Annotated in this window: 24 protein-coding genes; 1 reads left to right on the top strand and 23 read right to left on the bottom strand. The window is 44.5% G+C overall.

What is annotated here, in order from left to right:
• Nucleotide 1 precedes the first annotated feature (1 nt).
• Entirely contained in the window at nt 2-793 is a 792-nt protein-coding gene (locus EWM62_RS04020; protein ID WP_129875375.1) for a carbon-nitrogen hydrolase family protein, read from the top strand.
• Nucleotides 794-924: 131 nt separating this feature from the next.
• Here EWM62_RS04020 and EWM62_RS04015 read toward each other — a convergent pair whose 3' ends face one another.
• The 23 genes from EWM62_RS04015 to EWM62_RS03905 all read right to left on the bottom strand — a co-directional run bounded on the left by EWM62_RS04015 (nt 925) and on the right by EWM62_RS03905 (nt 26,195).
• Nucleotides 925-1,278: a hypothetical protein gene (locus EWM62_RS04015; protein ID WP_129875374.1), complete on the bottom strand. Its 354-nt coding sequence runs from the start codon at nt 1,276-1,278 to the stop codon at nt 925-927.
• Nucleotides 1,279-1,283: 5 nt separating this feature from the next.
• A complete protein-coding gene (locus EWM62_RS04010) occupies nt 1,284-3,281 on the bottom strand; it encodes an amidohydrolase family protein (protein ID WP_129875373.1) in 1,998 nt (665 codons plus the stop codon).
• A gap of 106 nt (nt 3,282-3,387) precedes the next feature.
• Nucleotides 3,388-4,695: an ammonium transporter gene (locus EWM62_RS04005; protein ID WP_129875372.1), complete on the bottom strand. Its 1,308-nt coding sequence runs from the start codon at nt 4,693-4,695 to the stop codon at nt 3,388-3,390.
• 69 nt (nt 4,696-4,764) lie between these two features.
• Nucleotides 4,765-6,288 carry an NADH-quinone oxidoreductase subunit N gene (locus EWM62_RS04000; RefSeq protein WP_129875371.1) on the bottom strand — a complete coding sequence of 508 codons (1,524 nt, stop codon included), beginning with the start codon at nt 6,286-6,288 and terminating at the stop codon, nt 4,765-4,767.
• Between the two features lie 10 nt (nt 6,289-6,298).
• Nucleotides 6,299-8,182: a DUF4139 domain-containing protein gene (locus tag EWM62_RS03995; protein ID WP_129875370.1), complete on the bottom strand. Its 1,884-nt coding sequence runs from the start codon at nt 8,180-8,182 to the stop codon at nt 6,299-6,301.
• 71 nt (nt 8,183-8,253) lie between these two features.
• Nucleotides 8,254-9,858 carry a complex I subunit 4 family protein gene (locus EWM62_RS03990; protein ID WP_129875369.1) on the bottom strand — a complete coding sequence of 535 codons (1,605 nt, stop codon included), beginning with the start codon at nt 9,856-9,858 and terminating at the stop codon, nt 8,254-8,256.
• Entirely contained in the window at nt 9,858-11,921 is a 2,064-nt protein-coding gene (gene nuoL, locus EWM62_RS03985) for an NADH-quinone oxidoreductase subunit L (protein WP_129875368.1), read from the bottom strand. Before nuoL ends, EWM62_RS03990 begins: the two co-directional genes overlap by 1 nt.
• Entirely contained in the window at nt 11,918-12,775 is an 858-nt protein-coding gene (locus EWM62_RS03980; RefSeq protein WP_129875367.1) for a hypothetical protein, read from the bottom strand. Before EWM62_RS03980 ends, nuoL begins: the two co-directional genes overlap by 4 nt.
• A gap of 2 nt (nt 12,776-12,777) precedes the next feature.
• The gene (gene nuoK, locus EWM62_RS03975; protein WP_129875366.1) at nt 12,778-13,083 is read right to left on the bottom strand and encodes an NADH-quinone oxidoreductase subunit NuoK; all 306 of its coding nucleotides are present in this window, start codon (nt 13,081-13,083) and stop codon (nt 12,778-12,780) included.
• On the bottom strand, nt 13,080-13,631 hold the full coding sequence (locus EWM62_RS03970) for an NADH-quinone oxidoreductase subunit J family protein (protein WP_129875365.1): 552 nt from the start codon (nt 13,629-13,631) through the stop codon (nt 13,080-13,082). The genes nuoK and EWM62_RS03970 overlap by 4 nt, the downstream gene beginning before the upstream one ends.
• Nucleotides 13,628-14,218, bottom strand: a complete 591-nt coding sequence (locus tag EWM62_RS03965) for a 4Fe-4S dicluster domain-containing protein (RefSeq protein WP_129875364.1) — start codon at nt 14,216-14,218, stop codon at nt 13,628-13,630. The genes EWM62_RS03970 and EWM62_RS03965 overlap by 4 nt, the downstream gene beginning before the upstream one ends.
• Nucleotides 14,219-14,304: 86 nt before the next feature.
• The gene (gene nuoH / locus EWM62_RS03960; protein WP_129875363.1) at nt 14,305-15,375 is read right to left on the bottom strand and encodes an NADH-quinone oxidoreductase subunit NuoH; all 1,071 of its coding nucleotides are present in this window, start codon (nt 15,373-15,375) and stop codon (nt 14,305-14,307) included.
• A gap of 244 nt (nt 15,376-15,619) precedes the next feature.
• Entirely contained in the window at nt 15,620-16,459 is an 840-nt protein-coding gene (gene murI / locus EWM62_RS03955) for a glutamate racemase (protein WP_129875362.1), read from the bottom strand.
• A 63-nt stretch (nt 16,460-16,522) separates the two neighbouring features.
• Entirely contained in the window at nt 16,523-17,035 is a 513-nt protein-coding gene (locus tag EWM62_RS03950; RefSeq protein WP_129875361.1) for an OmpH family outer membrane protein, read from the bottom strand.
• A gap of 49 nt (nt 17,036-17,084) precedes the next feature.
• Nucleotides 17,085-17,615 carry an OmpH family outer membrane protein gene (locus tag EWM62_RS03945; protein ID WP_129875360.1) on the bottom strand — a complete coding sequence of 177 codons (531 nt, stop codon included), beginning with the start codon at nt 17,613-17,615 and terminating at the stop codon, nt 17,085-17,087.
• Nucleotides 17,616-17,631: 16 nt separating this feature from the next.
• Complete coding sequence (gene bamA / locus EWM62_RS03940) at nt 17,632-20,184, bottom strand: outer membrane protein assembly factor BamA (protein WP_129875359.1); 2,553 nt, start codon at nt 20,182-20,184, stop codon at nt 17,632-17,634.
• A gap of 63 nt (nt 20,185-20,247) precedes the next feature.
• A complete protein-coding gene (locus EWM62_RS03935) occupies nt 20,248-20,988 on the bottom strand; it encodes an isoprenyl transferase (protein ID WP_129875358.1) in 741 nt (246 codons plus the stop codon).
• Between the two features lie 306 nt (nt 20,989-21,294).
• A complete protein-coding gene (locus tag EWM62_RS03930) occupies nt 21,295-21,831 on the bottom strand; it encodes a hypothetical protein (protein ID WP_129875357.1) in 537 nt (178 codons plus the stop codon).
• A 17-nt stretch (nt 21,832-21,848) separates the two neighbouring features.
• On the bottom strand, nt 21,849-22,487 hold the full coding sequence (locus tag EWM62_RS03925; protein WP_129875356.1) for a hypothetical protein: 639 nt from the start codon (nt 22,485-22,487) through the stop codon (nt 21,849-21,851).
• A gap of 561 nt (nt 22,488-23,048) precedes the next feature.
• Complete coding sequence (locus EWM62_RS03920; RefSeq protein WP_129875355.1) at nt 23,049-23,441, bottom strand: hypothetical protein; 393 nt, start codon at nt 23,439-23,441, stop codon at nt 23,049-23,051.
• A 415-nt stretch (nt 23,442-23,856) separates the two neighbouring features.
• Entirely contained in the window at nt 23,857-24,378 is a 522-nt protein-coding gene (locus tag EWM62_RS03915) for an ExbD/TolR family protein (RefSeq protein WP_129875354.1), read from the bottom strand.
• A gap of 136 nt (nt 24,379-24,514) precedes the next feature.
• Nucleotides 24,515-25,303 carry a type IX secretion system protein PorG gene (gene porG / locus EWM62_RS03910; protein ID WP_162499769.1) on the bottom strand — a complete coding sequence of 263 codons (789 nt, stop codon included), beginning with the start codon at nt 25,301-25,303 and terminating at the stop codon, nt 24,515-24,517.
• A gap of 10 nt (nt 25,304-25,313) precedes the next feature.
• A complete protein-coding gene (locus EWM62_RS03905) occupies nt 25,314-26,195 on the bottom strand; it encodes an NAD kinase (RefSeq protein WP_129875352.1) in 882 nt (293 codons plus the stop codon).
• Nucleotides 26,196-26,201 lie beyond the last annotated feature (6 nt).

Here is a 26,201-nt window from a genome sequence, read left to right as displayed (position 1 = left end):
CATGAAAATAGCGCTTGCCTCCCCTATATTTCCAAGATCAATTGCCGACGGTTTAGCTAAAACCGAAAAGTTAACAAAAAACGCCGCACAACAAGGCGCCGGGATCATTTGCTTCCCCGAAACATTTATTCCCGGTTACCCGCTGGCAGATGTTAAAGTAGCAAAAGCCTCGCCTGAAGAATTGCAGGGAGCATTGGAAAAGGTTTGCAGGATTGCTGCCGATAATACTATAGCTATCATTATGCCGATGGATTGGTACGAGGGCGATAAATTTCTGAACCTTGCGCATGTTATATCTGCCAAAGGCGAGATATTGGGCTATCAAACCAAAAACCAGTTAGACCCATCCGAAGATACAGTTTGGTCACCCGGCACCCAACGCAGCCTGTTTGAAATTGACGGCTTAAAGTTTGGCATTACCATTTGCCACGAGGGTTTCCGCTACCCCGAATCGGTACGCTGGGCAGCGCGCGAGGGTGCACAGGTAGTTTTTCACCCGCACCTATCAGGCAGCGATGTAAAAGGTGTGCAATTGACTGATTGGGGCAACATCAACAGCCCCTACTACGAAAAAGCCATGATGATGCGCGCGCTGGAAAATACCATTTACTTTGCCAGTGTTGGCTATACCATGAGGTACCCGGAGGCAGCCACATCATTGATAGCGCCCGATGGCAAATGCATTGCTTACCAGGCCTACGGCGAGGAAGGCATTATTGTCGCGGAGATCGATACCGAAAAAGCAACCGGTTTATTGGCTAAGCGGTTTAAACCGGAGTTGTACAGAAAATAGCCTGTCATGGTGAGCCTGTCGAACCATTAGCCGCTTTGCCAAGCCTTCGACAAACTCAGACTGACAATTCCACACGCCCTTTTTGGTGTTGTCACCAGCAAGCCGCCATGGAAGAAATCGGTTTGTTTATTTTATTCAGCATAAAACGACTTGGTAACGACTATATCACCAACGATATGATCATTAAACTCTTCTAAATCCTCCGCAGGCACCCATAGTTCATCATGCACCGGCCCGCCAACATTTTGTATCTTGTATTTTTTAAGATAATCAGCTGTTAACTCAAATTTGGTTACATAACCTGAACCCGATGCAGGCACATTCCAATCACGTGCAATTTGTATCGCATATTCCTCGTTCATCACGGGATAAAATATTGGTTGCTCCATTAACCTTTTAGGGAATCTCTTCCAACCAGAATCTTCTATTAACTTTAATTCCTTTGGCCCAACCGGCCGATATAATGTAACTAACTCGTTTTCCATGCCGTTTACTTACTAAACCCAACCATTCTATGCAACACACCCGGGTCGTAAACCTTGCCGCCTTTTATCACCACTTTAACATTACGCACATTGCTGATGTTGATTAAAGGGTTGCCGTCTATAATAATAATATCCGCGATTTTACCTGCGGCGATAGAACCCGTTTGCTTGTCCAGCCCCATTACTTCGGCGGGTGTGATGGTACCGGTTTTTAGGGCCTGCGCCAGGGTTAGGCCTGCTTCTACATAGATCTCCAACTCGCGGGCAACGCTAAAGCCCGGGAACCCCATATCGGTACCGGCTACGATAGGCACGCCGGCATCGTGTAGTTTTTTCACAATCATTTTCATGCTCTTCAACATGGGCGCTATCCTGGCAACCGTAGCCGAATCCTGTCCATAGGTTTTAAACTGGGTTTGCAGCGCTAATGGCAAAGTGTAAAACGCCGGCTCCAGTTTGGTGATATCATCTTTTACATTGCGGTAGGCCAGCTCGTAAACGCCAACGGTAGGGTCGATAACCGTGTGATGATCTTTGATGAATTTGATGACCGCTACGCTAACGCTGTCATCAAAATTGACAGATCTGTCTTTGTTCTTCTTCATGATGCTGTACACATACTGTATGTGGTTCACCATGTTCATGCCCGAATCAACGCCGGCTATCAGTGTCATTCCGTTGGGGATATGCCCCGTAACGGTCAGCCCTACTTTATGGGCCTCATCACATATCGCCTTAACAATAGCCGGTTTTGTTGAACTGTAAATTTTTATTTGCGCGAAGCCTTTAGCCTTATACGTGTCCACTGCTTTTATGGCTTCTTCTTTGGTATCCGCCTGGATAATGCCTAACGCCATTGGGCCTTTGCCATCAATAATACCGGCCATTAATATCTTAGGGCCTATACCCTTACCGCTATCGATAGCTTGCTGTATGGCATCGATAAAACCAAGCTCGTTACCGCAATCGCGTACGGTGGTTACGCCCGCGGCCAGGTAGGCCGGCCCCCATTCGGTTTGTTCAAAATGGGCGTGCATATCCCACAGGCCGGGTATAATGGTTTTGCCGGTGGCATTAATAACCTGCGCGCCCTTAGGGATCTTTTCGCCGCCAATTTGCCCTATTGCCTTAACCAACTTATGGCCTATGTATTTGATCACCCCGTCCTGTATCACTATTAAACTATTGGGGCGCGATGTGCCCCGCTCTACGTCGACAATAGTGCCGCCTGTAATAGCTATGATGTTTGATTTAGCTTTGGTGGCCGGTGTTGCTTTAGCAAACGCTTCCATACCATAACCAGCAGCGCGTTTTATCAGTTCGGGCAGCAGGGTTTCGTACTGCTCGCGCATCATTTCGATTTTGTCACCCTCGGCATCAATGGTGAGGATGCATATGAGTTTGCCCGCATTATCCGTCCAAACCAATTCGTTACCCCATATCAATCCACTGATAGTATAGCGGTTAAAGGTTATCGGTTTACCGTTGAAAGTAAGGTTATCAATGCCGGTCTTTGTTATCTGCAAGGCACCAAAAGGCAGGGTGTTAATGCTTGCGGGCTGTTTTTTATTGTTCCAGTATTGCAGCAATACCTGCTGCACGGTCGCCGGCGAGTAACCGGTTACCGGGAAAGTGAAACCCGAAATATTCTTTATAAAAACAGAATCGCTTACCCTGATATTGGCAACACTGCCTTTTATGCTGATGGAATCGTTAATGGTAGAAAACCTGGAGGTGTTCCCTTTTACAACCAGTTCGATTGGGTCTGCAACGGGGTTTACCTTTAGCGTGGCCTTCAATGGTACCGCGCTGCCCCTGTCTACAAACTTAAAGTCGACCACATATTTCTTCTGATCCTTATAGTTATAAACTTTATACGTTTCCTTACCAATATGCTGCTCAAACTTGTGCAGCAGGAATACGCCGCTATCCGCTGGGATTTCCTGTGCTTTAGTTTGGATGAATATTAAAGACAAAAGAAGGAAAGATAAAAGGCTTTTCATGATGCAGGGTTTTGTTATTCAAATATAAAATAAAAAAGCCCTGCTGAAAAGCAGGGCTTGACAAGAACAATACATTCATCAAGAGACGCGAAGTATGCGGGCAACTCTACAACCGCTCCCCATGCTGGCTGATATCCAGCCCAAGTTCTTCTTCTTCTTTTGACACACGCAGAGGCGATATCATATCAGTGATCTTCAATAATAACATCGACCCAAAGAAAGAGAACAACGAAGTGGCTACAAGCGCAAGTAGTTGGATAAAAAACAAATGGGTGTGGCCAAAAAACAAGCCGTCGCCGGTAACGTTTGCCGGGTTAACGGCCTGGTTGGCAAATACCCCTGTTAACAGCATACCTACCATACCACCCACCCCATGGCAAGGGAATACATCCAGTGTATCATCAATAGTGGTACGGGTGCGCCATTCTACTACCAGGTTACTCACTACTGCCGATATGATGCCAATAGCCAGCGAGTGCGGAACGGTTACAAAGCCTGCTGCCGGTGTTATAGCAACCAAACCAACCACCGCACCAATACAGGTGCCCATGGCCGATGGCTTGCGCCCGCGCAGCATATCAAAGAAGATCCAGGTGATACCACCTGCTGCCGATGCTGTTGTACTGGTGGCCAGCGCCGTTACCGCCAAATGATTTGCGCCAAATGCCGAACCCGCGTTAAATCCAAACCAGCCAAACCATAGCAAGCCGGTACCTATCATTACATAGGTGATACGCGCAGGCGAGTGGTTAGCCTCGTTACGGCGCTTTAAGAATAACGCTGATGCCAGTGCCGCCCAGCCTGCCGACATATGCACTACCGTTCCCCCGGCAAAATCAAGTACCCCTAACTTGGCCAATGCCCCATCGGGATGCCAGGTTGCATGTGCCAATGGCGAGAAGATGAATATGGAGAACAGCACCAGGAAGATGATGTAAGAGTTGAAACGAATACGCTCGGCAAAAGCGCCGGTAATTAGCGCCGGTGTGATAATAGCGAACTTTAACTGGTACATGGCAAAAAGCAGCAACGGAATGGTTGGCGCCGCAGGCCAGCTGGCATTGCCCAGCATGCCTTTCATCATAAAAAATGTTGATGGGTTGCCAATTATCCCGCCAATACTATCGCCGAAGGCTAAACTGAAGCCAAATATGCCCCAAAGCACCGTAATAATAACCATACAAACAATACTTTGCAGCATTGTTGAGATAACGTTCTTTTTATTTACCATTCCGCCGTAAAAAAAGGCAAGTCCGGGGGTCATAATTAAAACAAGGGCTGTTGACATCAGCATCCAGGCAATATCGCCGGTATTAAAGTTAGATTTTACAGATTTATCATACTCTACCGATGGAAAAGCAAACGTAAGTGCTAAAATAACAAGGATAACAAAAAAAGGTACGTAACGTTTCATATCAAATTAAAACCATTTATTTAAAACGGCCTCAATTTATAAATTTTTTAAACGAAAATTTTATAATAATTACGATGATTGCAATAATTTAATCAACAAATCAGGGAATATCCCGAAAATTATTAACAATAATGCAATTATTGATGAAAAAATAAGCAGGTTACCTGATGAAAAAACTTCATTTTTAATTATTTCCGTTCTTTTCAGAAATAAATTAAGCGGAATGCGGATATAATAGAATAAACCAACCACAGTAGTAACCGCGCCGGTAATTAATAAGGCCATCAGCCATACATCATGCGTTTGCTGGTAAACACCATATACCGCCGAAAACACAAACACCTTACCCGTAAAACCCGCGCTGATGGGTATGCCCGTTAAGGATATCAGCACCACAACAAAACAAACCGAAGCCAACGGGTACTTAAAGCCAAGGCCTTTGTAATCGCTCATGCTGGTGATGCCCTCATTGTTCTCAAAATAACTGGCCAGCATAAGCGCCGCAATGTTTGCCAAACCATAAACCAGCAGGTAATAACTTAGCGCGGTAAGCCCCTCGCCGCTAAATGTAACCACCGCCATTAAGGCAAAGCCAGTATGCGCTATGCCCGAATAAGCCAGCATACGTTTAACGCTGTTTTGCCAAACGGCCGCGAAATTACCCACTACCATGGTAACAATGCCCACTGCAGAAAGCAACATCCTGAAGTTTAACCCCGTCCAGTTGATGTACATTCCACTGGAACTAATAAACGGCGTGATAAAATTCACCAGCAGGGCAAAGGCGGCTATTTTTGGTAAGGTAGAAAGATAAGCCGTAACGGGTGTAGCGGCGCCTTCGTAAACATCGGGCACGTAAAAGTGGGCGGGCACCAGCGATAGTTTAAAACCGATGCCGAGCAATATCAGCATCATACCAAACGTCACGCTCATATGGTTCGTTTGGAGCAAGCCTTCCTGCATTTCGCGCGAAAAGATATCTAATGAACCGCTAAACGCATAGATCAGCGAGATTCCGTAGAGCATTATGGCCGACGATGCCGCGCCAAATAATACATACTTTAAACCGGCCTCGCTACTTTTTGCATTACCGGTGTGGTAGGCTGCCAGCAGGTATGATGCGATGGAAACCATCTCGATGGCCAGGTAGATGGACAACAGGTTTACGGCCATCACCATCAGGTGCAAGCCCAGCACCGAACCAATTACGATGCTATACAGATCCGACAGGCCTTTTTTATGCTCTTTAAGCTTATTATCCCAGGCAAAATAGATCAGCAGGATAAACGCCAGCACATCAATGATCAGCTTAAAAACAATACCCGGCCCGTGCAGCAACAGCATATCGCTAAAAAATCTGGCCGTTTCATTGGCATGCAGACTGGTTTTTTGGCTTAGCACCTGCACAATGACTATGAACATACCGCCAATTGATACCGCACGGCATAACGCCGCAGACCGCTTGCCAAATAAAAGATCTGTTACCAGTACAATAACAAACAACGCGGTTAAGTACAGCTCGGGTACAAAAAAGCGCAGGCCGCGTAGTACATCGTTTAACTGGTTGGTGATATCGGGTAACAGATCCTTCATTGATTATTTACTATTGTACTATAACTAACTGGTTTTTTGGATATTTAACCTGATATTTTAATTTAAGCTGCTTGTCGTCCTGTGGTTTTAAATTAAGGTTCCACGACAGCTTGCCGGTAAGCTTATCCATTTCGGCAGCGCTTATATCCTGCGTATCAACCTCGATAGCCGAGTTTTGCGCTACCGGTACCTGGTCTTCTACCAATAAACTCACAGGCTGGTTCTTCCGGTTCTTCACTGTGATAAGCCAGTCGCGGGTTTCTTTTTTGTTGCCGCCAAAAATTTGCTTTTCGGTAAGGTCCTTTTGCAAGGTACGGGTTACCACAATATTTTTATCGGTGCCCAACGATAAATTTAAGGTATCGCCGGTAGCATAAGTATCTATCAGCGATTTACCAATAAATGTACCTTCAAAGAAAAGGTTGGCCTCGCCTGATAAAAAATTGTATTTGTTCCAGTCGGTGATGCGGGCGGTTAAAAATACATCGGTGCTTAGTTTTGGCGCTACAAAGTACTGGTAGGTGGCTTCGGTATTTACTTCACTTATCTCCACCAAATATTGTTTACCATCGCTTGGAACACTGTATGGGTTGGCAATGTTAAACTCAACGTTGGTTTGGTTTTCAACCTGTTGAACTTCAATTGGGGTAGATTGAATACTGGAATTACCGCGGATTTTTAAACCTGCGGATTTTCCTTGCAATGAACTTGAATAATCCTTATTCTCCGATGAACCGTATCCCAATACTACAACCTCATTTAGAGAATTTACCGATGGTTTCAGATCAACATTAAGTACTGCCTGCGCGGTACGCTCTGTTTTTTCGTAGCCAAGGGAACTATATTCTAAAATGGCACTGCTGCTTGGTACCTGTATCGAATAATTACCGGCTGCATCCGACAGCGTGCCTATAGATGTTCCCTTAACACGAATAGAAACACCAGTAACAGGTTGATGATCATCCTGTCCGGATATCCTGCCTGTTACCTTAGTAATAGACGATTGCTGCCCTGCGTAATACATACCATAATTTAAATAATATGGTGTCAGCTCCGGTTTTCCGCCACTAACGGTTGGGTTACCTGTAGATAGCGTCAGCTTTACATTCTTCCAGTCCTCGCCGCTTTGCTGGGTAACATTTGCTTTATATGATATGGTGATAGGGCTATTCACATTTTTCGCCCTGATATCGTAGGTAGGGTACCAGCTGGCGTTATTAACCAGATAGGTTAACGTAAATTGAGATTGCAAAGCCGCCTTTGCCGAAACCGTTACCAGTATATTACTGGTGGCATCGGTAATGCCGCTGCTTTTACGTATATCCGCTATTTGTTTATCGTAACGCTGTAGTTCGGTATTAACAGTGGCTATATTATTATTAATTAGTTGTTCTTTCCTTTTATTTTCAGTAAGGCGGGCTGTTTGGAAATCGAGCGCCTGTTTTAGTTTCAACACATCCAGGTTACTATTCTGGCCGCTTACCACCTGGTTTTTTACCAGCATGTTGTACTCTTCCTGGTTAACGGATAGCACGTAATTAAGCAGCGAAATTTTATCGCGCAGCTGCTTTTGCTGCAATTGCAACTGCTCAACCTGTTTTTGCTTTTGCTGCAAGTTAAGGTAGTTTATTTCGTGCTTTACCGATAAGATGGTAAAATCCCCGGCACCGCGCACCTGGATGCTTTGCACATCAATATCGGGCGAGATATCTTCAAAAACCAGTGTTGATGTACCCGGCGTTATGCTAACAGCCGATGTGCGGGTTACTTGCGCCCCGTTTAAAAACAGGGTAACCTTCTGAACTTTCGATACTATCTTTTGAGATTCATCGGCGTTGGCTATATGAGCAAGGCCGATAACAAAGCAGGTAATAAATAATAACTTTTTAGTCATGATATTTAATTTTACCTGTATGATGCGCAAGCCTTAACTTTTCCATAAATCCGTTAGAAATAAATTGCTGTTTATTTCATTTGTATGAACTGCACCAGCGCCAGTACCGAATCGTTTATCTTATCCAACACCAGCGATGGCATAATGCCCAGGGCCAGCGCGATAAGCGCCAGGGGTAGCAAGGTTGCCGTTTCGCGGAAGTTGATATCGGTTAAGGCTACCTTCCAAACATCGCCGCCTTTTAGCGATACGCCGCCAAAGAACATGCGCTGTAAGGTCCACAGGAAATAAGCGGCACTTAGTAATATCCCCACCGAGCCGCAGATGGCCATCCAGTAAGGCAGAAGCCCGTTAACTGAAGGCGATTTAAAAGCACCTGCCAGCGAAAAGGCCTCGGCCACAAAGGCGGAGAAGCCGGGCAGGCCCAATGACGCGAAAAACGCGATCATCACATAAACCGTGTAGCGTGGCATCAAAGTACCCAGTCCGCGGAAATTGTAGATATCCCGGTCGTGTACGCGGTTGTAAACTACACCTACCAAAAAGAACAGCATGGTTGATAAAAAGCCGTGGCTCACCATTTGCAATACCGCGCCGCTGATGCCTTCGGCTGTGTTGGAGGCGATGCCCAGTAATACAAAACCCATATGCGATACAGATGAATAAGCGATCATACGTTTCAAATCGCGCTGGGCGAGGGCGTTAAATGCGCCGTATAATATGGAGATAACCCCGAGCAAGCCAAGCCAGAACGCGCCTGTAAAGGCCACCTCCGGAAAAATACCGATGCAGATACGAATGATACCGTACCCGCCTATTTTTAACAAAATACCCGCAAGGATGATAGATACCGGGGTTGGCGCTTCCACGTGCGCATCGGGCAGCCAGGTGTGCAGCGGCACTACAGGCACTTTAATGGCGAAGGCAATAAACAGCACCACAAACCCAACGGTACGCGCGGGCATGCCCAATATGGTGGCATGGCTTAGCACCGAAAATACCGATCCCTCGATATAATTGGCAGGGTTCATCATGTGGATGATATTGAAAGTGTGGTTACCCGTAAGCGGGTCTTTCACCGACAGGTATAAACCCACCATCACCAGCAACATAAATACCGACCCAAACAGCGTATAAAGGAAAAATTTGATGGCCGCGTACTCGCGCCTGGCACCGCCCCACATCCCTATCAGAAAATATAAGGGCAGCAGCATCAACTCGTAAAAGGTATAAAACAAAAAGAAATCCAGCGCGCAGAATACGCCTATCACTGCCATATCCAATAGCAAAAACAACGCGAAAAATCCTTTAAGGTTACTTTTTATCTCCCAGGATGCAATAGAGGCAATTACCATTATCAGCGAGGTCATCACCAGCAGCGTTACCGAGATGCCATCAATCCCCACAAAATATTCTATCTGCATTTTGCCTATGCTGCCCAAGTCAAGGCTTATCCACGGAAGCTGCTGCACAAACTGGAACTGCCCCTCCTGGTTAATGCCCGCATGTGCCGCCCCGGTTTGAAAATGCATGTAAATGTAGATGCTAAAGCATAACTGAAGGAAGGTTGCACACAGCGTAATGTATTTGAAACTGGCGCGCAGCGATGATGGCAGGAGCAAAATTACGATGCCGAACAAAATGGGTGTAAAAATGAGCAGGGTTAATATATTCATCAGGTCCAGATCAGTTTTAAAATAAATACGGTGACAAGCACTAACAACATGCTGTATAAATAATATTGAATTTTACCCCCCTGGAAACGGCGGGCAAAGCCGCCAATGCCGTGTACAATATCGGCAATCAGGTGCAAAAAGCCGTCGACTATATGTTTATCAAACCAGGCGGCTATGCCAGCGAGGGCGATACCAATTTTTTCGACCAGGTTTACCAGGCCATCTATCACCTTACGGTCGAACCAGTACGAGGCATAGCTTAGCCACATTACAAAGCGCACGATAACGCGGTTATAAAACGTATCGATATACCACTCGTTAAACGAGATGCGGAACAGCAGCCCCGTTTGCGGGAACGACCAGCTATTGCGTTTTACATAAACTACGTAAGCGCCATACATGACCACCACGCTTAAAACATTTACCAACACCGGGATGATGTAGTGGTACATATTTTCGCGCGCTAAAAAGTTTACCTTCGCAAAGCCTTTGTTCAGCCAGGCATCTTCATAAAAAACCGGACTATAACTAAACACCGGGAACAAACAGCAAATAGCTAAAAACACCAGCGGTACCTTATATTGCCAGCCGCCATCGCCCATGTGGATGTGGATCTGCGGGTTCATTTTTTGCAGGCGGAAATCGCCAAAGAAAACTTTTACAATTAGCCTCGCCACGTAAAACGCGGTTAGCCAACTGGTGAATAGCGCCACATAAGGTACCAATTTCAGGATGTCGGCTTTGCCGTCGCTCCAGTCAAAAGCCTGGATCAGGATACCGTCTTTTGACAGGTAGCCCGATGTTAGCGGTAAACCCACCAGCGCCAGCCCGCCAATTAGGGCGGCGATAAAGGTTAGTGGTAACTTTTTACGGAGGCCACCCATGTGCAGGATATTTTGCGGATCGATATCCAGGTTATTATCGTCCTTAATGTGTTTCATCTGGTGGATAACGATACCGGCGACCAAAAACAGCAGGCACTTGAAAAAAGCATGCGTAGCCAAATGGAACAGCGACGAAGAGTACGCCCCAACACCCATAGCCATCACCATAAAGCCCAATTGCGATATAGTGGAATACGCAAGGATGCGTTTCAGGTCGTTTTGTGTGAGCGCGATAGTTGCCGCCATAAACGCGGTGAAGCAGCCGATAATAGCCAGTATGGTTAGTTCCGTTCCGTTAAACATGGGATAGAACCTACCTAATAGGAACACCCCTGCCGCCACCATGGTAGCCGCGTGGATAAGCGCTGATACTGACGTTGGGCCTTCCATCGCATCAGGCAGCCAGGTATGCAGCGGGAACTGGGCCGATTTGGCGGCCACGGCTAAAAATATGCCGCCAACGGCTATGTATTGCCACAAGGCGGGTACGCTACCCAGCCGGCTTATCCATTGCCCGTTGGTAATTACAGAATTAACTATCGAGCCCTTATTTCCAAAAATCTGCTCGATATCAAAAGTGCGGTATTGTACAAACAGGATAAGTATGGCTATCAGTAAACCGATATCCCCTATCCTGTTCATGATAAAGGCTTTTTTATTGGCCATGATGGCGCTTTCGCGGGTAAACCAGAACCCGATAAGCAGGTAGGATGAAAAGCCCACCACTTCCCAAAAAGCATAAAGCAGTATCAGGTTATCAACCACCACCAAAGCCAGCATGCTAAAGCAAAACAGGCTTAAATAACGGAAGTAACGGCTGTACCCCTCATCATCCTTCATGTAAGCGGTAGAGTAGATATGCACCGGCAAAGCGATAACCGATACCAGCAACAGCATCAATACCGAAAGATTATTAAGCAGAATGCCCGCCTGCACTTTGGTTGCGCCAATGGTAAACCAAACCTGTTGTGCGTGGATGGTGTGGTTATCCCACACTTTAAAAAATACGTTTGCAGCAAGTACCTTACTTGCCAGTATGGCCAGCGTTGATACCCAACCCGAAGCCTTGCTTTTACCCAACAATAAAAAGTTAACCACAAAGGCAGCAAAAGGCAGCACCACTGCTATAATAGCAAGGGTTACGGTTTGCGCGTCGTTGTATGGTAAGGTTGGGTTCAATTCGTCGCCTGGTTTAGTTCAATATTTACAGTAGCCGGCGTCCGGTTTCTGCGGGTACCTTTTGGCCCGGTAAAAGTTACCGCCGTAACCCCCGAGTTATAAACCCTTAACAATTTTAGCAGGTCTTCTTCTTTACCACCCGTTAAAGTAGTGCCATCGCTAAGCACATAATTTACCCCGGTATCATTACCGCGGCGGCTCCTGATGTAAGCTTTGTAAGCTTTTGACAGCGTACCAAATTTCCACTGATACAGTTTTTTACCATAAACTTTCGTGATCACGCTCACCGTGGTGTCATTTTCTTTCGAGCCTACGAATTTAGGCTGTACAAGGACATCTATACTTAAAATCTTCTTAGGATCAAGGTCTTCTACTTTGCCGTAGGTAACCTCCTCGTTAAACAAAAAAGATTTTTGCTGCGGCCGGGGTTTTGGAACTGGCAGGGCGCTATCGGGTATATTGGCCGGCAAATGTTGTTTTGTTTTAATGATAACAGCACCTGCGGCAGCCTTTGGCCCGTACATGATCCTGGCACCCTTCCGTTTTATAACCGATACATCTAAAATATCCTCAACCCTTAATTCTTCCAGCCGGCCGTTGTAAACCGTATCATTGATCAGCACAAAGGGTTTTTCTTCGCCTTCGGGTGGGTCGGTAAATACCATTTTTTTATCGGCACCCATTTTTACGTATTGAAAATCGGGCTGCGGCGGCGGTTCACTTTCGCGCGATGCCCTATGCCTTGCACTGCGCCTGGTTGTATGTTTTACCTTCTTTTTCGCATGCTTCTTCCGTGTTTGCGCAAACGCGCTAACGGTAAGAAACATCAGCAATATTAAAAGTAGTTTTTTCATCGTCAATCTTTCAATTGGTTAATTTTATCAGGGTTGATGGTTTTGTAGCGGCGGTACACGTTAAGTATTATCGCCAGCGCCACCGCCGTTGTAGCTGCTGCCAGCACAATGGCAAACAGCGCGAACATTTGGCCGCCATTGTTTATGCGGTCGTACTTACCAAAGGCTACCAGGTTTAAAATGGCTGCGTTCAGCATCAGTTCGATTCCTATCAGGATCATGATGGCGTTCTTTTTGGATACGATAATGAACAGCCCGATGCAAAACAGCACCACGCTTACCAGCATAAAGTCGTTAAGGTTGATCATGCTTCCGCGGCCTCCTTTCTGGACAGGTGCGCCGCACCAACCAAAGCTATCATCAGCAGTACCGATATTACCTCGAAGGGCAGCAAATAGCGGGTCATTAAATTAACGCCTATATTATTGATGCCTGTGCCGTTCACAGGAACAACGTTTTTTGTGGCGATGGCCTGTTTTACCCAGGGCAGGTTATTGATATCCGCTTTAAAAACCACGTTCAGCATCACCACCAAAAACAGGGCGGCTAACAAAAACGCGGGAATGTTACCAAGGCTGATAAAACGGCTGCTTTGCTTTTCGGCAGCAACTAAAGCCTCCTTGCCCGAAAGCATGAAGGCGAACAGTATCAGCACCAAAATACCGCCTACATATATTACAATTTGGGTGACGGCTACAAAATCGGCCAGGGCCAAAACGTACAGGCCTGCAAGCCCAAAAAGCGTTACAAAAAACATGAAGATGCTGCGTACCAAATTTTTGCTGATGGCCACAACCAATGCCGAGCCCAGCGTTATAAAAGCCATTACGTAAAATAGTATTTGCACTAAACTCATAACCCGCCCTCCCTTGCCTTCATGGCGGCTAATTTGGCTGCTTGTTTTTCGGCGTTCTGGCGTTCCAGCAAGTCGCGTTTTTCAGCGGCAAACTCCGGCGACATATCCGAAAACTCGTAGTTCAGATCTTTCAGCTCGAATACCGTTTTATCGTACTGGTTGGTCATTACAATGCACTCGGTAGGGCACACAATGGTACACAGGCCGCAGTACATGCACTTGGCCATATCAATATCAAATTTAGCGGCGTATAGTAGTTTTTTAGACCCATCGGATGTTTCGCCAATGCTGCCCTCGGTAGATTTTATCGATTCGATATCGATACAGTTTACCGGGCAAATCTTGGCACACAAGTCGCACACAATGCAGTCGTCAATCTCTACATCCAGTTGGTAGCGGCCAACCTCGGGCACGGGCAGTTCCTGCTTAGGGTACTGGATGGTATTGGTATTGTTTTGCTGGTTAAAATAATTATCGTTGGTAATGGAGGTTACCTGCCGCTTAGCATTTGACGCAAATAAGGCCCTGATGGTAAGGGAAAGCCCCTTCCATGCCGTTGTAAAACCGTTTAATGCTCTTTTTATCATGTTATCTGGATTTCACCGATTTAATGATTTCACCGATTACTTACCTTTATTCTCTTGTCTTGACTCTAAATTCTTGCCTCTCTCCCCTACATTACCCACAGCCGCCACACGCCCGATATCAGCATGCATAAAAACGCCAGCGGGGTTAATACCTTCCAGCACAGGTTCATCAGCTGATCGACCCGCAAGCGGGGCAGTGTCCACCGTATCCACATCTGTACGCCTACCAATGCTAAAGTTTTCACCAGTATCCAGATAATGCCCCATGCGGTGCCGGTTGTCCAGGTTGCCAAAGTTACCGAACCTATGTTTGGTAACGGCGTGTTCCACGCGCCTAAAAATAATATTACGCCCACCATCGATACCAAAAACATCATCGAGTATTCGGCCAAAAACACCAGCGCGAACTGCAGCCCCGTAAATTCGGTGTGGAAACCCGCCACCAGTTCCGATTCTGCCTCGGGGATATCAAACGGTGCCCGGTTACTCTCGGCCAGCGATGCTATAAAATAAATTACAAAAGCCACCATCAAATGCGGCGCCTGGAAAATATTCCACGACAATATACCCCCTATAGCCGATACATCCCAAAGGCCAAAAAACTTTGCCTTATCTGCCGACAGAATGCCCTGCTGCATAGCGATATCCTGTAAGTTCAGCGTTTGCGCTATCATCACTACCGAGATGAGCGCGAAGCCTGCCGGGATCTCGTAAGAGATAATTTGCGCGGCCGACCGCATAGCACCTAATATAGAATATTTGTTATTCGACCCCCATCCGGCCATCAGTATGCCAAGGGTTTCGATAGAGATAATGGCGAAAATATAGTATAGCCCGATATTAATATTTGCCGGGACCAAACCGGGCGCCCAGGGCAGGGCTGCAAAAGCAAGGTAAACGCCAATAAAAATAATAACAGGCGCCGCCAGGAACAATACTTTATCGGCCGCCGCCGGGATGATCAGTTCCTTTTGTACCATTTTTATCATATCGGCCAGTACCTGCAGTGTACCATATTTACCAGTTTCGGTTGGGCCAAGGCGGTGCTGGATAAACGCGCTCACCTTACGCTCGGCATATACGCCAAACATGGTAAACAGGCCTACAAAAGCAAATAAACCTGCTGCTACAATAAAATATGTAAGATAAAAATTCAAGGGGCGTTTGCTTTGGCTGCAAACTTAATAAATGCCGGGGATAGTTGACTGATTTGGTAGTGCTTTTTTAGAATGATTTTAAAGAGGATAAAGGATTAGAGGAAAGATTTTTTATCAGATTTAGGAGGATAATTTGTTGTGCGTTGCCTTTGGCCCGGGCTATCCGCTCATACGCGCACAGGCCTTAAGCGCGGGGCCGGTATCCGCTACTATCCCTAACGCAAATGCTGAATTATTTGCACATCTAACACCCTTCCCTTACATCAACAAACTCGCTTTTAACCTCATTGCCGAAGAATTGGGATGCGTGGTGGTCAAAATCGGGGGTATCATCAATAGTGGTGTAAAAATCGCGGTGGCCGGTTTTTGTGAGCCTTTGCTCCATTTCGGGGTGGCGCTGCAGGTAATCAACCAGGCTGGTGGCAACAATATCGCCCTGCGCAACTACATTGATGTGTGCCGGCAGGTGGGCTTTTATCTTTTCCTGCAATAAGGGGTAATGGGTACAGGCCAGTAATATGGTATCGATATCCGGCGATTGCTGCATCAACTGATCCAGGTATAACTGCACGTAATAATCCGCACCGGGTTTGTTGTATTCACCGTTTTCTATCAGCGGCACCCAAAGCGGGCAGGCTTGCTGGTAAACCTTCAACTCGGGCGCAAAGTGTTCTATCTCTAACAGATACGAGCCCGACTGCACGGTACCTTTAGTACCCAGCACGCCAATTTGTTTGGTTTTAGTATAGCTGCCAATAACTTCGGCAGTTGGGCGGATAACGCCTAATACCCGCTTATCAGCATTGGCTTTAGGCATATCCTGCTGCTGTATGGTGCGCAGGGCCTTTGCAGATGCCGTATTGCAGGCCAGTATTACCAGCGGGCAGCCTTGTTTAAACATCCATTGCACACACTCCCAGGTATACTGATGGATGGTATTGAACGAACGATTACCATATGGCGCACGACCGTTATCGCCCAGGTAAACGTAATCGTAACCCGGCAACTGCTCCACAATGGAACGAAACACCGTTAACCCACCAATACCCGAATCAAAAACCCCAATAGGACTGCCTGGTAACATATCATCAAAAATAAAAAAAGCGCCCCGTAATGGAGGCGCTTTATAAATAATTTAATTTTCAGATTACTTTAATCCTAATTTAAGCTTTACAGCTGCCATCAGGTCGTCAGCATCAGGCGATACAACAAGGTACTCGCTGGTGGTATCTAATACATAACCGTAACCTTTTTCTTTTGCTACTGCAGCAACCGCGCCGCGTGCTTTATCAATAAGCGGTTTACCCAACTCGCGTTGTTTAGCTTCCACCTGTTGTTGCGATGATTGCTGGTAATCCTGTAAACGTTTGGCAAGGTCCTGTAATTCGGTTTCGGCTGCACCACGTGCTGCATCGGTCATGGTTGTCCTTTTTGTTTGGTATGCCTGGCCTTTTGTCTGGTATTCGTTATTCATTGCAGTAAGCTGATCAATGAATTGTTTTTGATAAATTTCAAGCTGAGATTTTACTGTTTTTGTTTCCGGCATAAAATCAATTAACTGCTGAAAATTAATGTGGCCAATTTTTGATTGTGCCTGGGCAAAGTTGCCTGCAAATAACATTCCTGCTGCAACTAAAGCAACTTTAAATAGTTTTTTCATTTCTGTTCTTCTGTGTTTAATAATAGTTCTAATTATAAATATAAAATTTTTATTTGGCAAGTACACCCGGTTTTAATCCTAAACGGGTTATCACCGCATCGCTTTTATTATAACGCGGGTTGGCGTACAGCATAATAACTTCGCTGTTTTTGTCAAATATCATATCCAGGTTTTCGCTTTCGGCAACGGCCTGTACAGCTTTAGACACCCTATCTTGTATTGGTTTAATTAAGGCATTGCTTTTTTTAGAAAGTTCGCCATCCGGGCCAAATATCTGGCGCTGGTAGTCTTTGGCTAACTTTTCTTTATCAACTATCTCGGCTTCGCGGCGTTTGCGCATTTCGGGTGTCATTAACACCTGGTCGGCCTGGTAAGCCTTGTACAAACGATCGATCTCCTGGAAACGGGCGTCAACATCTTTTTGCCACGTTTCTGACAGCGAAGCCAGTTGTTTTTGAGATGATGTATACTCGGGCATATGTTTAAGTATGTAATCCGAATCGACATATGCAAAACGTTGTGCCAGCGCTGCCGTGCAGGCTGTAAACGTAATAAAAAGTACTAAAATTATCTTTTTCATAAACTGCTGTGCAAATTTAATTAAATCCTCCGCTTAAGCTCTGTGAAATTGTAAAATGGAAGTGCCCTTTGTTGGCATCGGGCTGGCCCGGTATTTTATCAAAACCATAACCATAATCTAAGCCTAACAGACCAAATATCGGTAAAAATATCCTTGCACCAACACCAACCGAGCGCCTAACATTGAACGGATTAAACTGGTTAAAATTATCCCAAACGTTACCGCCTTCAGCAAATGCCAGTAAAAATATCGTGGCCGACTGCCCTGTAATTACAGGGTGTCTTAACTCCATAGTATATTTATTGTAAATAGCACTACCCTGGTTTGTATTTGCATTTAAGTTTGAGCCTACCGGTACGATAGAGAAGTTTTCGTAACCACGTAAACCTATAACATCCGTACCCTGCAGGAACTGGTAACTCTGCATACCATCGCCACCCAGTTTGAAACGCTCGAACGGAGACGGGCCTACCAGTTTGTTATACTGGCCCAGGTAACCAAAACGCACCTGCGACATCAGCACTAATTTACCGGTTATCCGTTGGAACCACTGTGCATCAAATTTCCATTTGTAGTATTCTACAAAATGGTAGCGTTGCTCGGGCGTGGCTATATTGTAGTTTATGCTGTTAAATAACGAATATGGGGGCGTAGCCTGTATGGTTAATTTTATGTTTGAACCTGATGTTGGGTAAAGTGGCATATCTACCGAGTTACGGCTAAGCTCTTGCGTTAACTTGATATTGTACGATGTACCGTTCTGGAACAGGTAGCCCCCGTAGTTATCCAGATCGTAGTGATCTACGTTTAACGAGTAGTTTAGCTGGAAGTAGTTATCGGGCCAGTTTAGCTTTTTACCCAAAGTTATACCTACACCATTTATGCGCAGCTTATTGTAATAAGGGCTGGATTTAGGGTAATACTGCCCTGTTGAGCTGCCTTGTGTATAAGCCGAGAATGCAAAGTAAATTGGTTTTTTACCCCCCAGCCATGGCTCGGAGAAGGTGAACGAAAAGTTTTGATATGTACGCCCACTCGACTGCCCCCTAAGACTTAGTTTTTGCCCGTCGCCTTTTGGCAGCGGCTTGTATGCTTTAAGGTTGAAAATGTTACGTAAGGCAAAGTTGTTAAAAGTTAAGCCTAATGTACCTACCAGTTGCCCGCCGCCAAAACCACCTGATAATTCTATCTGATCGGATGGTTTTTCAACTACGTTATAAACCAGGTCTACAGTACCATCGGCGGGGTTAATATTGGTTGGCCTTGGTTCGGTCTTTTGCTCATCAAAGTTACCCAGCTGGCCAATTTCGCGCGCGCTGCGTATCAATAGCTCCTTATTAAACTTCTGACCGGGTTTTGTGCGGATCTCGCGCATTACCACCTTATCGTTGGTAACATCGTTACCCTTTAGTATCACACGGTTAATGGTGTATTGCGGCCCTTCGTAGATCCTGATATCCAGGTCAACAGTATCGTTATGGATCCTGGTTTGTACGGGGTCGGCATTGAAGGTTAAATAACCATCGTTCAAATACAGCGAAGAAACATCATCGTTATTAGGCGTAGGGCCCGATAAACGTTTGTTTAGTTCTTCTTCGCTAAATACCTGTCCTTTTTCTATTTGTAGTATCCTTGTTAAAAGCTCTGTAGGATAGCGGGCATTACCAGAGAATTTAACATCGCCAAAATAATATTTAGGGCCTTCGTAAACGTTAATTTTTACATCAACGGTTTTTTCATCGTGCCTGGTAACGGTATCGCTCAACACTTCGGCATCGCGGTAGCCTTTGGCCTGCATTTTTTCTACAAGGGTTTGCTTATCCTCGTCGTATTTATCCTGTTTAAATTTTTTAGAACCAAATATGTTATAAAACTTCTTAACACGGGTATTCTTCAGAAACTTCCGCAGTTTAGCATCAGAAAAGGCTTTATTCCCTTCAAACGTGATACTGTTTATTTTGATCTTGGATTTTTTATTAACGGCAACATCCAGTATAACACTGTTTTCATCGCCGGGGTCTTTAGTTTGGGTGATGGTAACTGTGGTGTTAAGGTATCCTTTTTCGTTAAAATGTTTTTTGATAATAGCTGTAGTTGTGCTCAGCAGGTTTTGGTTAACTATCTTACCGGTTTTATCACTTAGCTTTTTGTTTACATCTTCAATTTCGCCTTTGCGGATACCCGTTATGTGCAGGCGCGATAAACGGGGGCGCTCCACAACGGCAATTTCCAGGTAAATAGTATCCATATTAATACGGGTAACATTTAACTGTACATCTTCAAAAAGGCCTTGTTTATAAAGGTCTTTTATAACGTTTGCGTTTTGCTCGCCGGGCAGGTTTATCCTGTCGCCTTTGTTTAGTTTAGATATGGTAAGCAGGATATCCTTATTAACATATTTAGCTCCCGAAATAGTAATATCGCCTATAATATAATCTTTAGGATTAAGATAGCTCAGGCTATCGGCAGGGATAGACCCGGTTAGGGAAGATTGCCTTGTACCGTTAACCTGTGCCAGTGCTGCAGAGCTTATAATAGAGAAGAGAAGGGCAAAAAAAACTTTATTCATCCGAATATTTTAGTGGGCTAAAAATAATTTATACAGTTGTTAAAAAGTGTTAAAAGTAAAAATTTAGTTTACCTGCTCGCTTGTCATCCCAAAACGGCGTTCGCGTTTCTGAAAATCAAGTATAGCTTCGTACAGGTCTTCGCGCCTGAAATCAGGCCAAAGCTTTGCAGTGAAGTACAGCTCGGCATAGGCAATTTGCCATAGTAAATAATTACTTATGCGGTACTCGCCACTCGTCCTGATCAGTAGTTCAGGGTTTGGCATACCGCCGGTATATAAATTATCTTCAAACATTTTTTCATCAATATCGGCGGGTTGCAGCTCCCCGCTTTGCACTTTTACCGCCAGCTTTTTAGCGGCGTTCACCATTTCACCGCGGCTGCTGTAGCTTAAGGCAAGGGTAAGCACCAGCCCGGTATTACCGGCTGTTTTACTTATGGCCTGTTCTAATTCCTGGTGGCATTTGCCGGGCAGCATTTTTAAATCGCCAATGGCATTTAAGCGTACGTTGTTCTTCATCAGCTTAGCAATCTCCTTATTAAGGGTACTGATAAGCAATTCCATAATAGCGGTAACTTCAAATTTGGGCCGGTTCCAGTTTTCGGTACTAAAGGTATATAAGGTTAAATACTCTATCCCTAATTCGCCCGCGCTTTCAACAATATCCCTTACAGACAGCACCCCGTTATGATGGCCAAACACCCTTAACTTTCCTTTACCCTTTGCCCATCGGCCGTTACCATCCATGATAACAGCAATATGGCGGGGTAATTTCTGAAGATCTATCTGGTCCTTATAACTCATTTCCCGAACGGTTTTAACAGCTGTATCTCAACTGTCGCACCTATTGCTTTGTTAAAATTTGAAACGTTTTAAGCAAAGCTTTCAATTACTTATGCTCTTTTTTTCAGGTGACAAAGGTAAAACTTAATTGTATTTATTTTAGTATGCCGTAAAAAAGAAATAATTATCGGCGGAGGGGTATAAACAATTCTGTTGAGTGTATGGGGTTTAAAAACAACACCCCCTTTGCAAGCAAATGGGGCTTGTTATAATTTATGCATATGCAGCGGCCAGATGTGCGTCCCTGCCGTTGTGGCAAAATCCTTATTACTTTGTAAACTGTATATTATTTATTATCTCAGTTAACAATGTTTCCGCTTTTGCGGCATCCGCTTCAGGATATTCCATGCGCCCTGCTTGTGTTAATGTTTTTGCTTCATTTTGAATATAAAAACTATAATACCCTTTATTATGTAACACGTAGTTAACCACTAAAATTTGCTTATTTCCAGTATTTTTAATTACAGATGTATAGGTATTATTATTATATTTTTTTAATACCCCATAGCCGTCGTCGTTGAATCTTTTTGTTCTGGCCAAATCGTTGTGTATAGAGTCTTGGTTAACATTAAAAAAGCTTACTAATATATTATCCGCCTTATAATTATATGGCGGGGAATAATCTGTTTTAGATTTAGTTTGCAGCTTAAGGCGCCCAGGAAGAGCATCAACCTGTTGCTTATTTATTTTATATACGCCATTGGGTAGTGAAATTTTGACAAATTCACTGGTATGGGTTGACTGTGCATGGCAGTTGATAACGGTAATTATACTTAATGCAATTGTTATAAATATCTTTTTCATTATTTCTTTTTTATAAGTTAAGGGCACTGTATAACGATAAGTTTCCCATCCTGATCAATACCAACTACAGCAAAAGCGGTAGAACTTGCTGGCGCTTTGTATAAATCAATTGCGTCACCAAATAGATCCTTTAAGATCTTTGTTGTTGCGGTTAACTCGTCAACGTTATATGTGTCTTTATATCCAGACGCCCTGGCCTGGAAAGCCGTTGCATAGCCACCTCTATCATTATTAAAATCAATAAACATTCCTTGAACTGTTCCCCAAAGATTAATTTTTATAATATAGGTGGTATTATTCAAAATTACAGCAGTGTAAGAATTATTCTCATAAAATTTCTTATCAGCCGCGCTTGCCCCAATTCGCGACAGGGTCGTTCTGTCGTCAATCAATCCAAAAACGTCATCAGGTGATGGCCCAGCCGCTTGATGGCGGTGCATTGTACCAATAGTATATCCTGCGGTACTATTCCAAGTAAAGTCTGATTCCCAATAACCGTTTATACCTGCGGTAATACCTGTAGTTTTGTACGTATTTGGAGATGTGAGGTTAGCCAATTTAAGGTCGGATCCAAATTCATTCGTTCCCGGCTTTGCTAAAATTTGATCCCTTTTCGAAGCAAAATTTGCAGGAAGATTTTGCTTTTGCTTTTTCATTTTAGCACAAGGGTCTTCCGGAGATGGTGGTATGGTGCATGGATCAGGCGATACAGGAGGCGGAAAGCCACCATCACCCGGGTTAACCAAATTTATTTTTATGGAGTTAATAACTTTACCATTTTTAATACTTGATGGATTCTGACCGGCACAAGGGTTAGGAGGATTACTACCCGATCCGCCACCTCCCGAATCACCTCCGCCACTTGTTGGTGGTATGCCTGGCGAACTTGTATCAATTGGCAGGTCATAACAATCAAGGCCTCCGTAAAAGCATTGAACGCTTGTGGGGAAACCATTCAGTGTGCTGATAGTACAATAATACCATGATGTGCATGTTTGCGCTAAATTTACTTGTTTGTCAGTACTTTGTGTTATCTGGACATTACTGCCTGGTTGTATTATACTTTTTACAATTTGATTTGTTATTATACCATTTTATAAACGCAACCACTCATAAATTTTCCCTGAGGAGTAGAATAATAAAGAATACCGCTAAAATTGGTATCACGCTTAACATATGAGTTTCTTGCGAGCTTTGATACGTCGCCGTTTACATAATCAGCGTCGCCAACAATGGTCATTATATAAGCTATAATTCTTACCAGTTCTTAATATTAACACCGTACTGCGACTATTGTATTGAGATAGTTCACTGGAGCCAATCTTTAATGCAATTTTTGATGCTGAGTCTAATGGCATTTCAATCACGTCATAGTCAAAACGAATATAGTTTTTAGACTTGTTCCAGTTAGGGCTAAAATATTGGCTCAAATCAAACTCATCTCCAACTGATTGGGTAGACTGTCCTGACTTTTTTTCCTGTTTAGGAAAGTTGTTTTCGTACCATGATTTTGCCGCACTAATTTTAGGATCAGTAAGTGTTAACGGCGATATTTCGCCGATCTTGGAAAGATCTTTACGGCATCCATAGATAACAGCGACTGATGCCATCAAAATTAAGCAAGCTTAAAAACGGAATTCTTACTTTAGGATAAAGTTTTTTCATGTGAAAGGTAGAAGGTTTTCCCTACAAACGTATAATATCTTTCTTTTGTAAAAAAGCATTAAATTACGCGTTTTGACAACCATAGCTTGTCAAAAATGCATAAATAAAACGATAACCATGTTTTAGAAGCGCCCTCTAAAAAGACCTGCAACCACACTCACGACAACACACATTTTCGCCGTTGTTGGTGTTGTCACCAACAACATTTAGGATAAATAGCAGACTGGCATGGCGGTTTGTTGGTGACAACACCAACAAGTGCGGGAAGTGCACTTAACCCTGTATGGTACAAACAGGTTCAAAACCAGAAACCCCCTTCCGTATGCAAAAGGGGATTGGGTCGCTCAATTTTTTTTTGATTTAAAATGCCTGGTTTTCCTTCAACAGATTGATATCCTTTGCTGCAATATCAGCAATGGCAAATTGCTGTACATCTGTTATCTTCATTTCGTCGAGCGTGTTTACCAGGTTACCGTAAACCGAGCTTTCGGCTGGTTTTATGATCACTATCATGGCTTTGCCTGTTGTTTGCTGTACGTATTTACGGGTTTCGAGTATGGCGTGGCGCAAACCGCTACCGCTGTAATTGGTAACAGCAGGTGCAATAAGGGGCTTATCTGCTAAACCTAAGTAATACATGGCCTTATTGTCTTTGCCAAGGCAAATGGTCATGGTGCGCGATTCGCCTACGGGGTCGCTTACATCACCTACCGGCATGTTTAATTCCATTGCCTTTGGTTTTGTTAGCGATGTGGTAAGCATAAAAAAGGTGATGAGCAGAAAAGCAAGGTCGACCATTGCGGTAAGATCTACCTTAACGGCCGCTTTTTTAGAGCGGGTTTTGTTTCCTGATTTTTCCGGGGTTGTATTTAATTCGGCCATGACAATATAGTTTAAGGTTAAACAATTAGTTACTAACTATAAAACGTATAAATATACTGTATTGTTTCAATAACACAAAATTAAATTCTGTTAAAATATATAATTAAGATATTATATATTTAAAATCAACTTTTACTTAGTAATAACAAGCTGAGGTTACAAAGGTATAAGAGATGGTGAAGCCTACGAACATGTAAAAATCGCGCGGTTTAAAATCGCCACGCTGGGTGCCGGGCGTACCAATATAAACACCGGTTTTCTCGCCGGAGCGGTCGGCCAGTTTTACAGCGGTAGCGTTTGGCAGCGATGCGGGCGATGCATACAACCCGCTTACATCATCCAGGTAATCGGTAGTGGTAAAACGATACCCCAAGTCGGCGGCTACCGTCCACTTGCCCGAAAAATTATATTTTAGCCCTGCACCAAACGGCACCACAATAGCTTTGGTTGCGTAGGGGCTGGCTTGCCCCTCGGTTTGCAAACCCCTTAAACCAATAACATTGCCTGCCTGTGTTGTAGCCTTTGGGGCATAGGATGTGATCCCCGCACCCGCGTATATATAAGGTGTGTATTTATTTTTACCGGCATCAGGGATGTAGCTCATAAAGTTAAACTCGGCCATCAGGCTAAGCTCCTGTAAAGGAGTTTTAAAGCTAAGGTTACGATCGCGAAACTGCTGGCTGGATGATGTACTGTCGGCCCCGCTTATCTGCGCAAAAGAATAACTTAATTTTGCTGCCAGGTAACGGTTAAAATTGCGTTTTACAAAAAGGCCGGCAAACGCGCCGCTTGGCTTAACCGGGTTGTTTACATTCAAATCGCCAATGTAGCCCGCAGCGCCCAATGCCCCACCTATTTCCCAGGTTTGGGCATTTGTATTTATGGTAATAAACAGTAGCAGGAAACCAGCAATGAATTTAGGCATCAAAGGCAATTTAATAGTTACGGGCATCTAACCCCCATAACAGCTTTTTCCTTAACGTAGATAAGTAGCTTTCATTATTCAAGCGTACCAAATTAAGCTTAAAGCCGGCCTTGTACACCTTAAACTGCATGGGTTTATCAACAATAACCGTACGGCTATCGCACGATACGATGTAGTTATTGCCCCGGTAATCAATATCAAGCGTTAGCGTGGTGGTATCGGGTAATACTACCGGCCGTACGTTTAAATTATGAGGCGCTACAGGGGTAAGCGCTATGCTATTTGATTGCGGGAAGATAATTGGCCCGTTACAGCTTAACGAATAGGCTGTTGAGCCCGTGGGGGTTGAAATGATAATGCCATCGCCCCAGTAGGAGTTTAAAAACTCCCCATCCATTGCTACATGGGTGGTGATCATAGCGCTGTCGTCGCGCTTGTGGATGGTTACATCGTTCAGCGCGAAGTTATTATCGCCAAATAGCTTTTGTTCAGAATCTATCACCAGCAGTTCGCGGCTATCCAGCGTAAACTCTTTATTAACAACGGCGTGTATGGCTGCTGCTATATCGCTTTTATTAATGCTGGCCAAAAAGCCCAGGCGGCCAAAATTTATCCCGATAACCGGCACGCCCGAATCGCGCACAAGCGTAACCATATCCAGCAAGGTACCATCGCCGCCAAGGGTTAAAAAAACATCAACATTATTTTTTATGGGTTCGTCGCAGTTTAGGGTGGCGCAGGCGGATATATCCACATTACCCTGTAAGTATTCACTTAAAATAGGGTGTACGTAAATATCAACCTTATGTTGTGCAAGGCTATCAAACACCTGGCGGATGTAAGGGAACACCGATGGATCGTTAAACTGCCTGCCGTAAACTGCTATTTTCATATATCG

Source organism: Mucilaginibacter terrigena, from assembly GCF_004168255.1.
Taxonomy (GTDB): Bacteria; Bacteroidota; Bacteroidia; order Sphingobacteriales; family Sphingobacteriaceae; genus Mucilaginibacter; species Mucilaginibacter terrigena.
Note: the sequence above shows the minus strand (reverse complement) of the source record. Positions and strands in the feature narration are given on the sequence as shown.

Bases quoted from the DNA above. Each gene is read 5' to 3' on its own strand.
- EWM62_RS04020 (WP_129875375.1), top strand. From the start codon at position 2: ATGAAAATAGCGCTTGCCTCCCCTATATTTCCAAGATCAATTGCCGAC.
- EWM62_RS04015 (WP_129875374.1), bottom strand. From the start codon at position 1,278: ATGGAAAACGAGTTAGTTACATTATATCGGCCGGTTGGGCCAAAGGAA.
- EWM62_RS04010 (WP_129875373.1), bottom strand. From the start codon at position 3,281: ATGAAAAGCCTTTTATCTTTCCTTCTTTTGTCTTTAATATTCATCCAA.
- EWM62_RS04005 (WP_129875372.1), bottom strand. From the start codon at position 4,695: ATGAAACGTTACGTACCTTTTTTTGTTATCCTTGTTATTTTAGCACTT.
- EWM62_RS04000 (WP_129875371.1), bottom strand. From the start codon at position 6,288: ATGAAGGATCTGTTACCCGATATCACCAACCAGTTAAACGATGTACTA.
- EWM62_RS03995 (WP_129875370.1), bottom strand. From the start codon at position 8,182: ATGACTAAAAAGTTATTATTTATTACCTGCTTTGTTATCGGCCTTGCT.
- EWM62_RS03990 (WP_129875369.1), bottom strand. From the start codon at position 9,858: ATGAATATATTAACCCTGCTCATTTTTACACCCATTTTGTTCGGCATC.
- EWM62_RS03980 (WP_129875367.1), bottom strand. From the start codon at position 12,775: ATGAAAAAACTACTTTTAATATTGCTGATGTTTCTTACCGTTAGCGCG.
- nuoK (WP_129875366.1), bottom strand. From the start codon at position 13,083: ATGATCAACCTTAACGACTTTATGCTGGTAAGCGTGGTGCTGTTTTGC.
- EWM62_RS03970 (WP_129875365.1), bottom strand. From the start codon at position 13,631: ATGAGTTTAGTGCAAATACTATTTTACGTAATGGCTTTTATAACGCTG.
- EWM62_RS03965 (WP_129875364.1), bottom strand. From the start codon at position 14,218: ATGATAAAAAGAGCATTAAACGGTTTTACAACGGCATGGAAGGGGCTT.
- murI (WP_129875362.1), bottom strand. From the start codon at position 16,459: ATGTTACCAGGCAGTCCTATTGGGGTTTTTGATTCGGGTATTGGTGGG.
- EWM62_RS03950 (WP_129875361.1), bottom strand. From the start codon at position 17,035: ATGAAAAAACTATTTAAAGTTGCTTTAGTTGCAGCAGGAATGTTATTT.
- EWM62_RS03945 (WP_129875360.1), bottom strand. From the start codon at position 17,615: ATGAAAAAGATAATTTTAGTACTTTTTATTACGTTTACAGCCTGCACG.
- bamA (WP_129875359.1), bottom strand. From the start codon at position 20,184: ATGAATAAAGTTTTTTTTGCCCTTCTCTTCTCTATTATAAGCTCTGCA.
- EWM62_RS03935 (WP_129875358.1), bottom strand. From the start codon at position 20,988: ATGAGTTATAAGGACCAGATAGATCTTCAGAAATTACCCCGCCATATT.
- EWM62_RS03930 (WP_129875357.1), bottom strand. From the start codon at position 21,831: ATGAAAAAGATATTTATAACAATTGCATTAAGTATAATTACCGTTATC.
- EWM62_RS03925 (WP_129875356.1), bottom strand. From the start codon at position 22,487: ATGAAAAAGCAAAAGCAAAATCTTCCTGCAAATTTTGCTTCGAAAAGG.
- EWM62_RS03920 (WP_129875355.1), bottom strand. From the start codon at position 23,441: ATGGCATCAGTCGCTGTTATCTATGGATGCCGTAAAGATCTTTCCAAG.
- EWM62_RS03915 (WP_129875354.1), bottom strand. From the start codon at position 24,378: ATGGCCGAATTAAATACAACCCCGGAAAAATCAGGAAACAAAACCCGC.
- porG (WP_162499769.1), bottom strand. From the start codon at position 25,303: ATGCCTAAATTCATTGCTGGTTTCCTGCTACTGTTTATTACCATAAAT.
- EWM62_RS03905 (WP_129875352.1), bottom strand. From the start codon at position 26,195: ATGAAAATAGCAGTTTACGGCAGGCAGTTTAACGATCCATCGGTGTTC.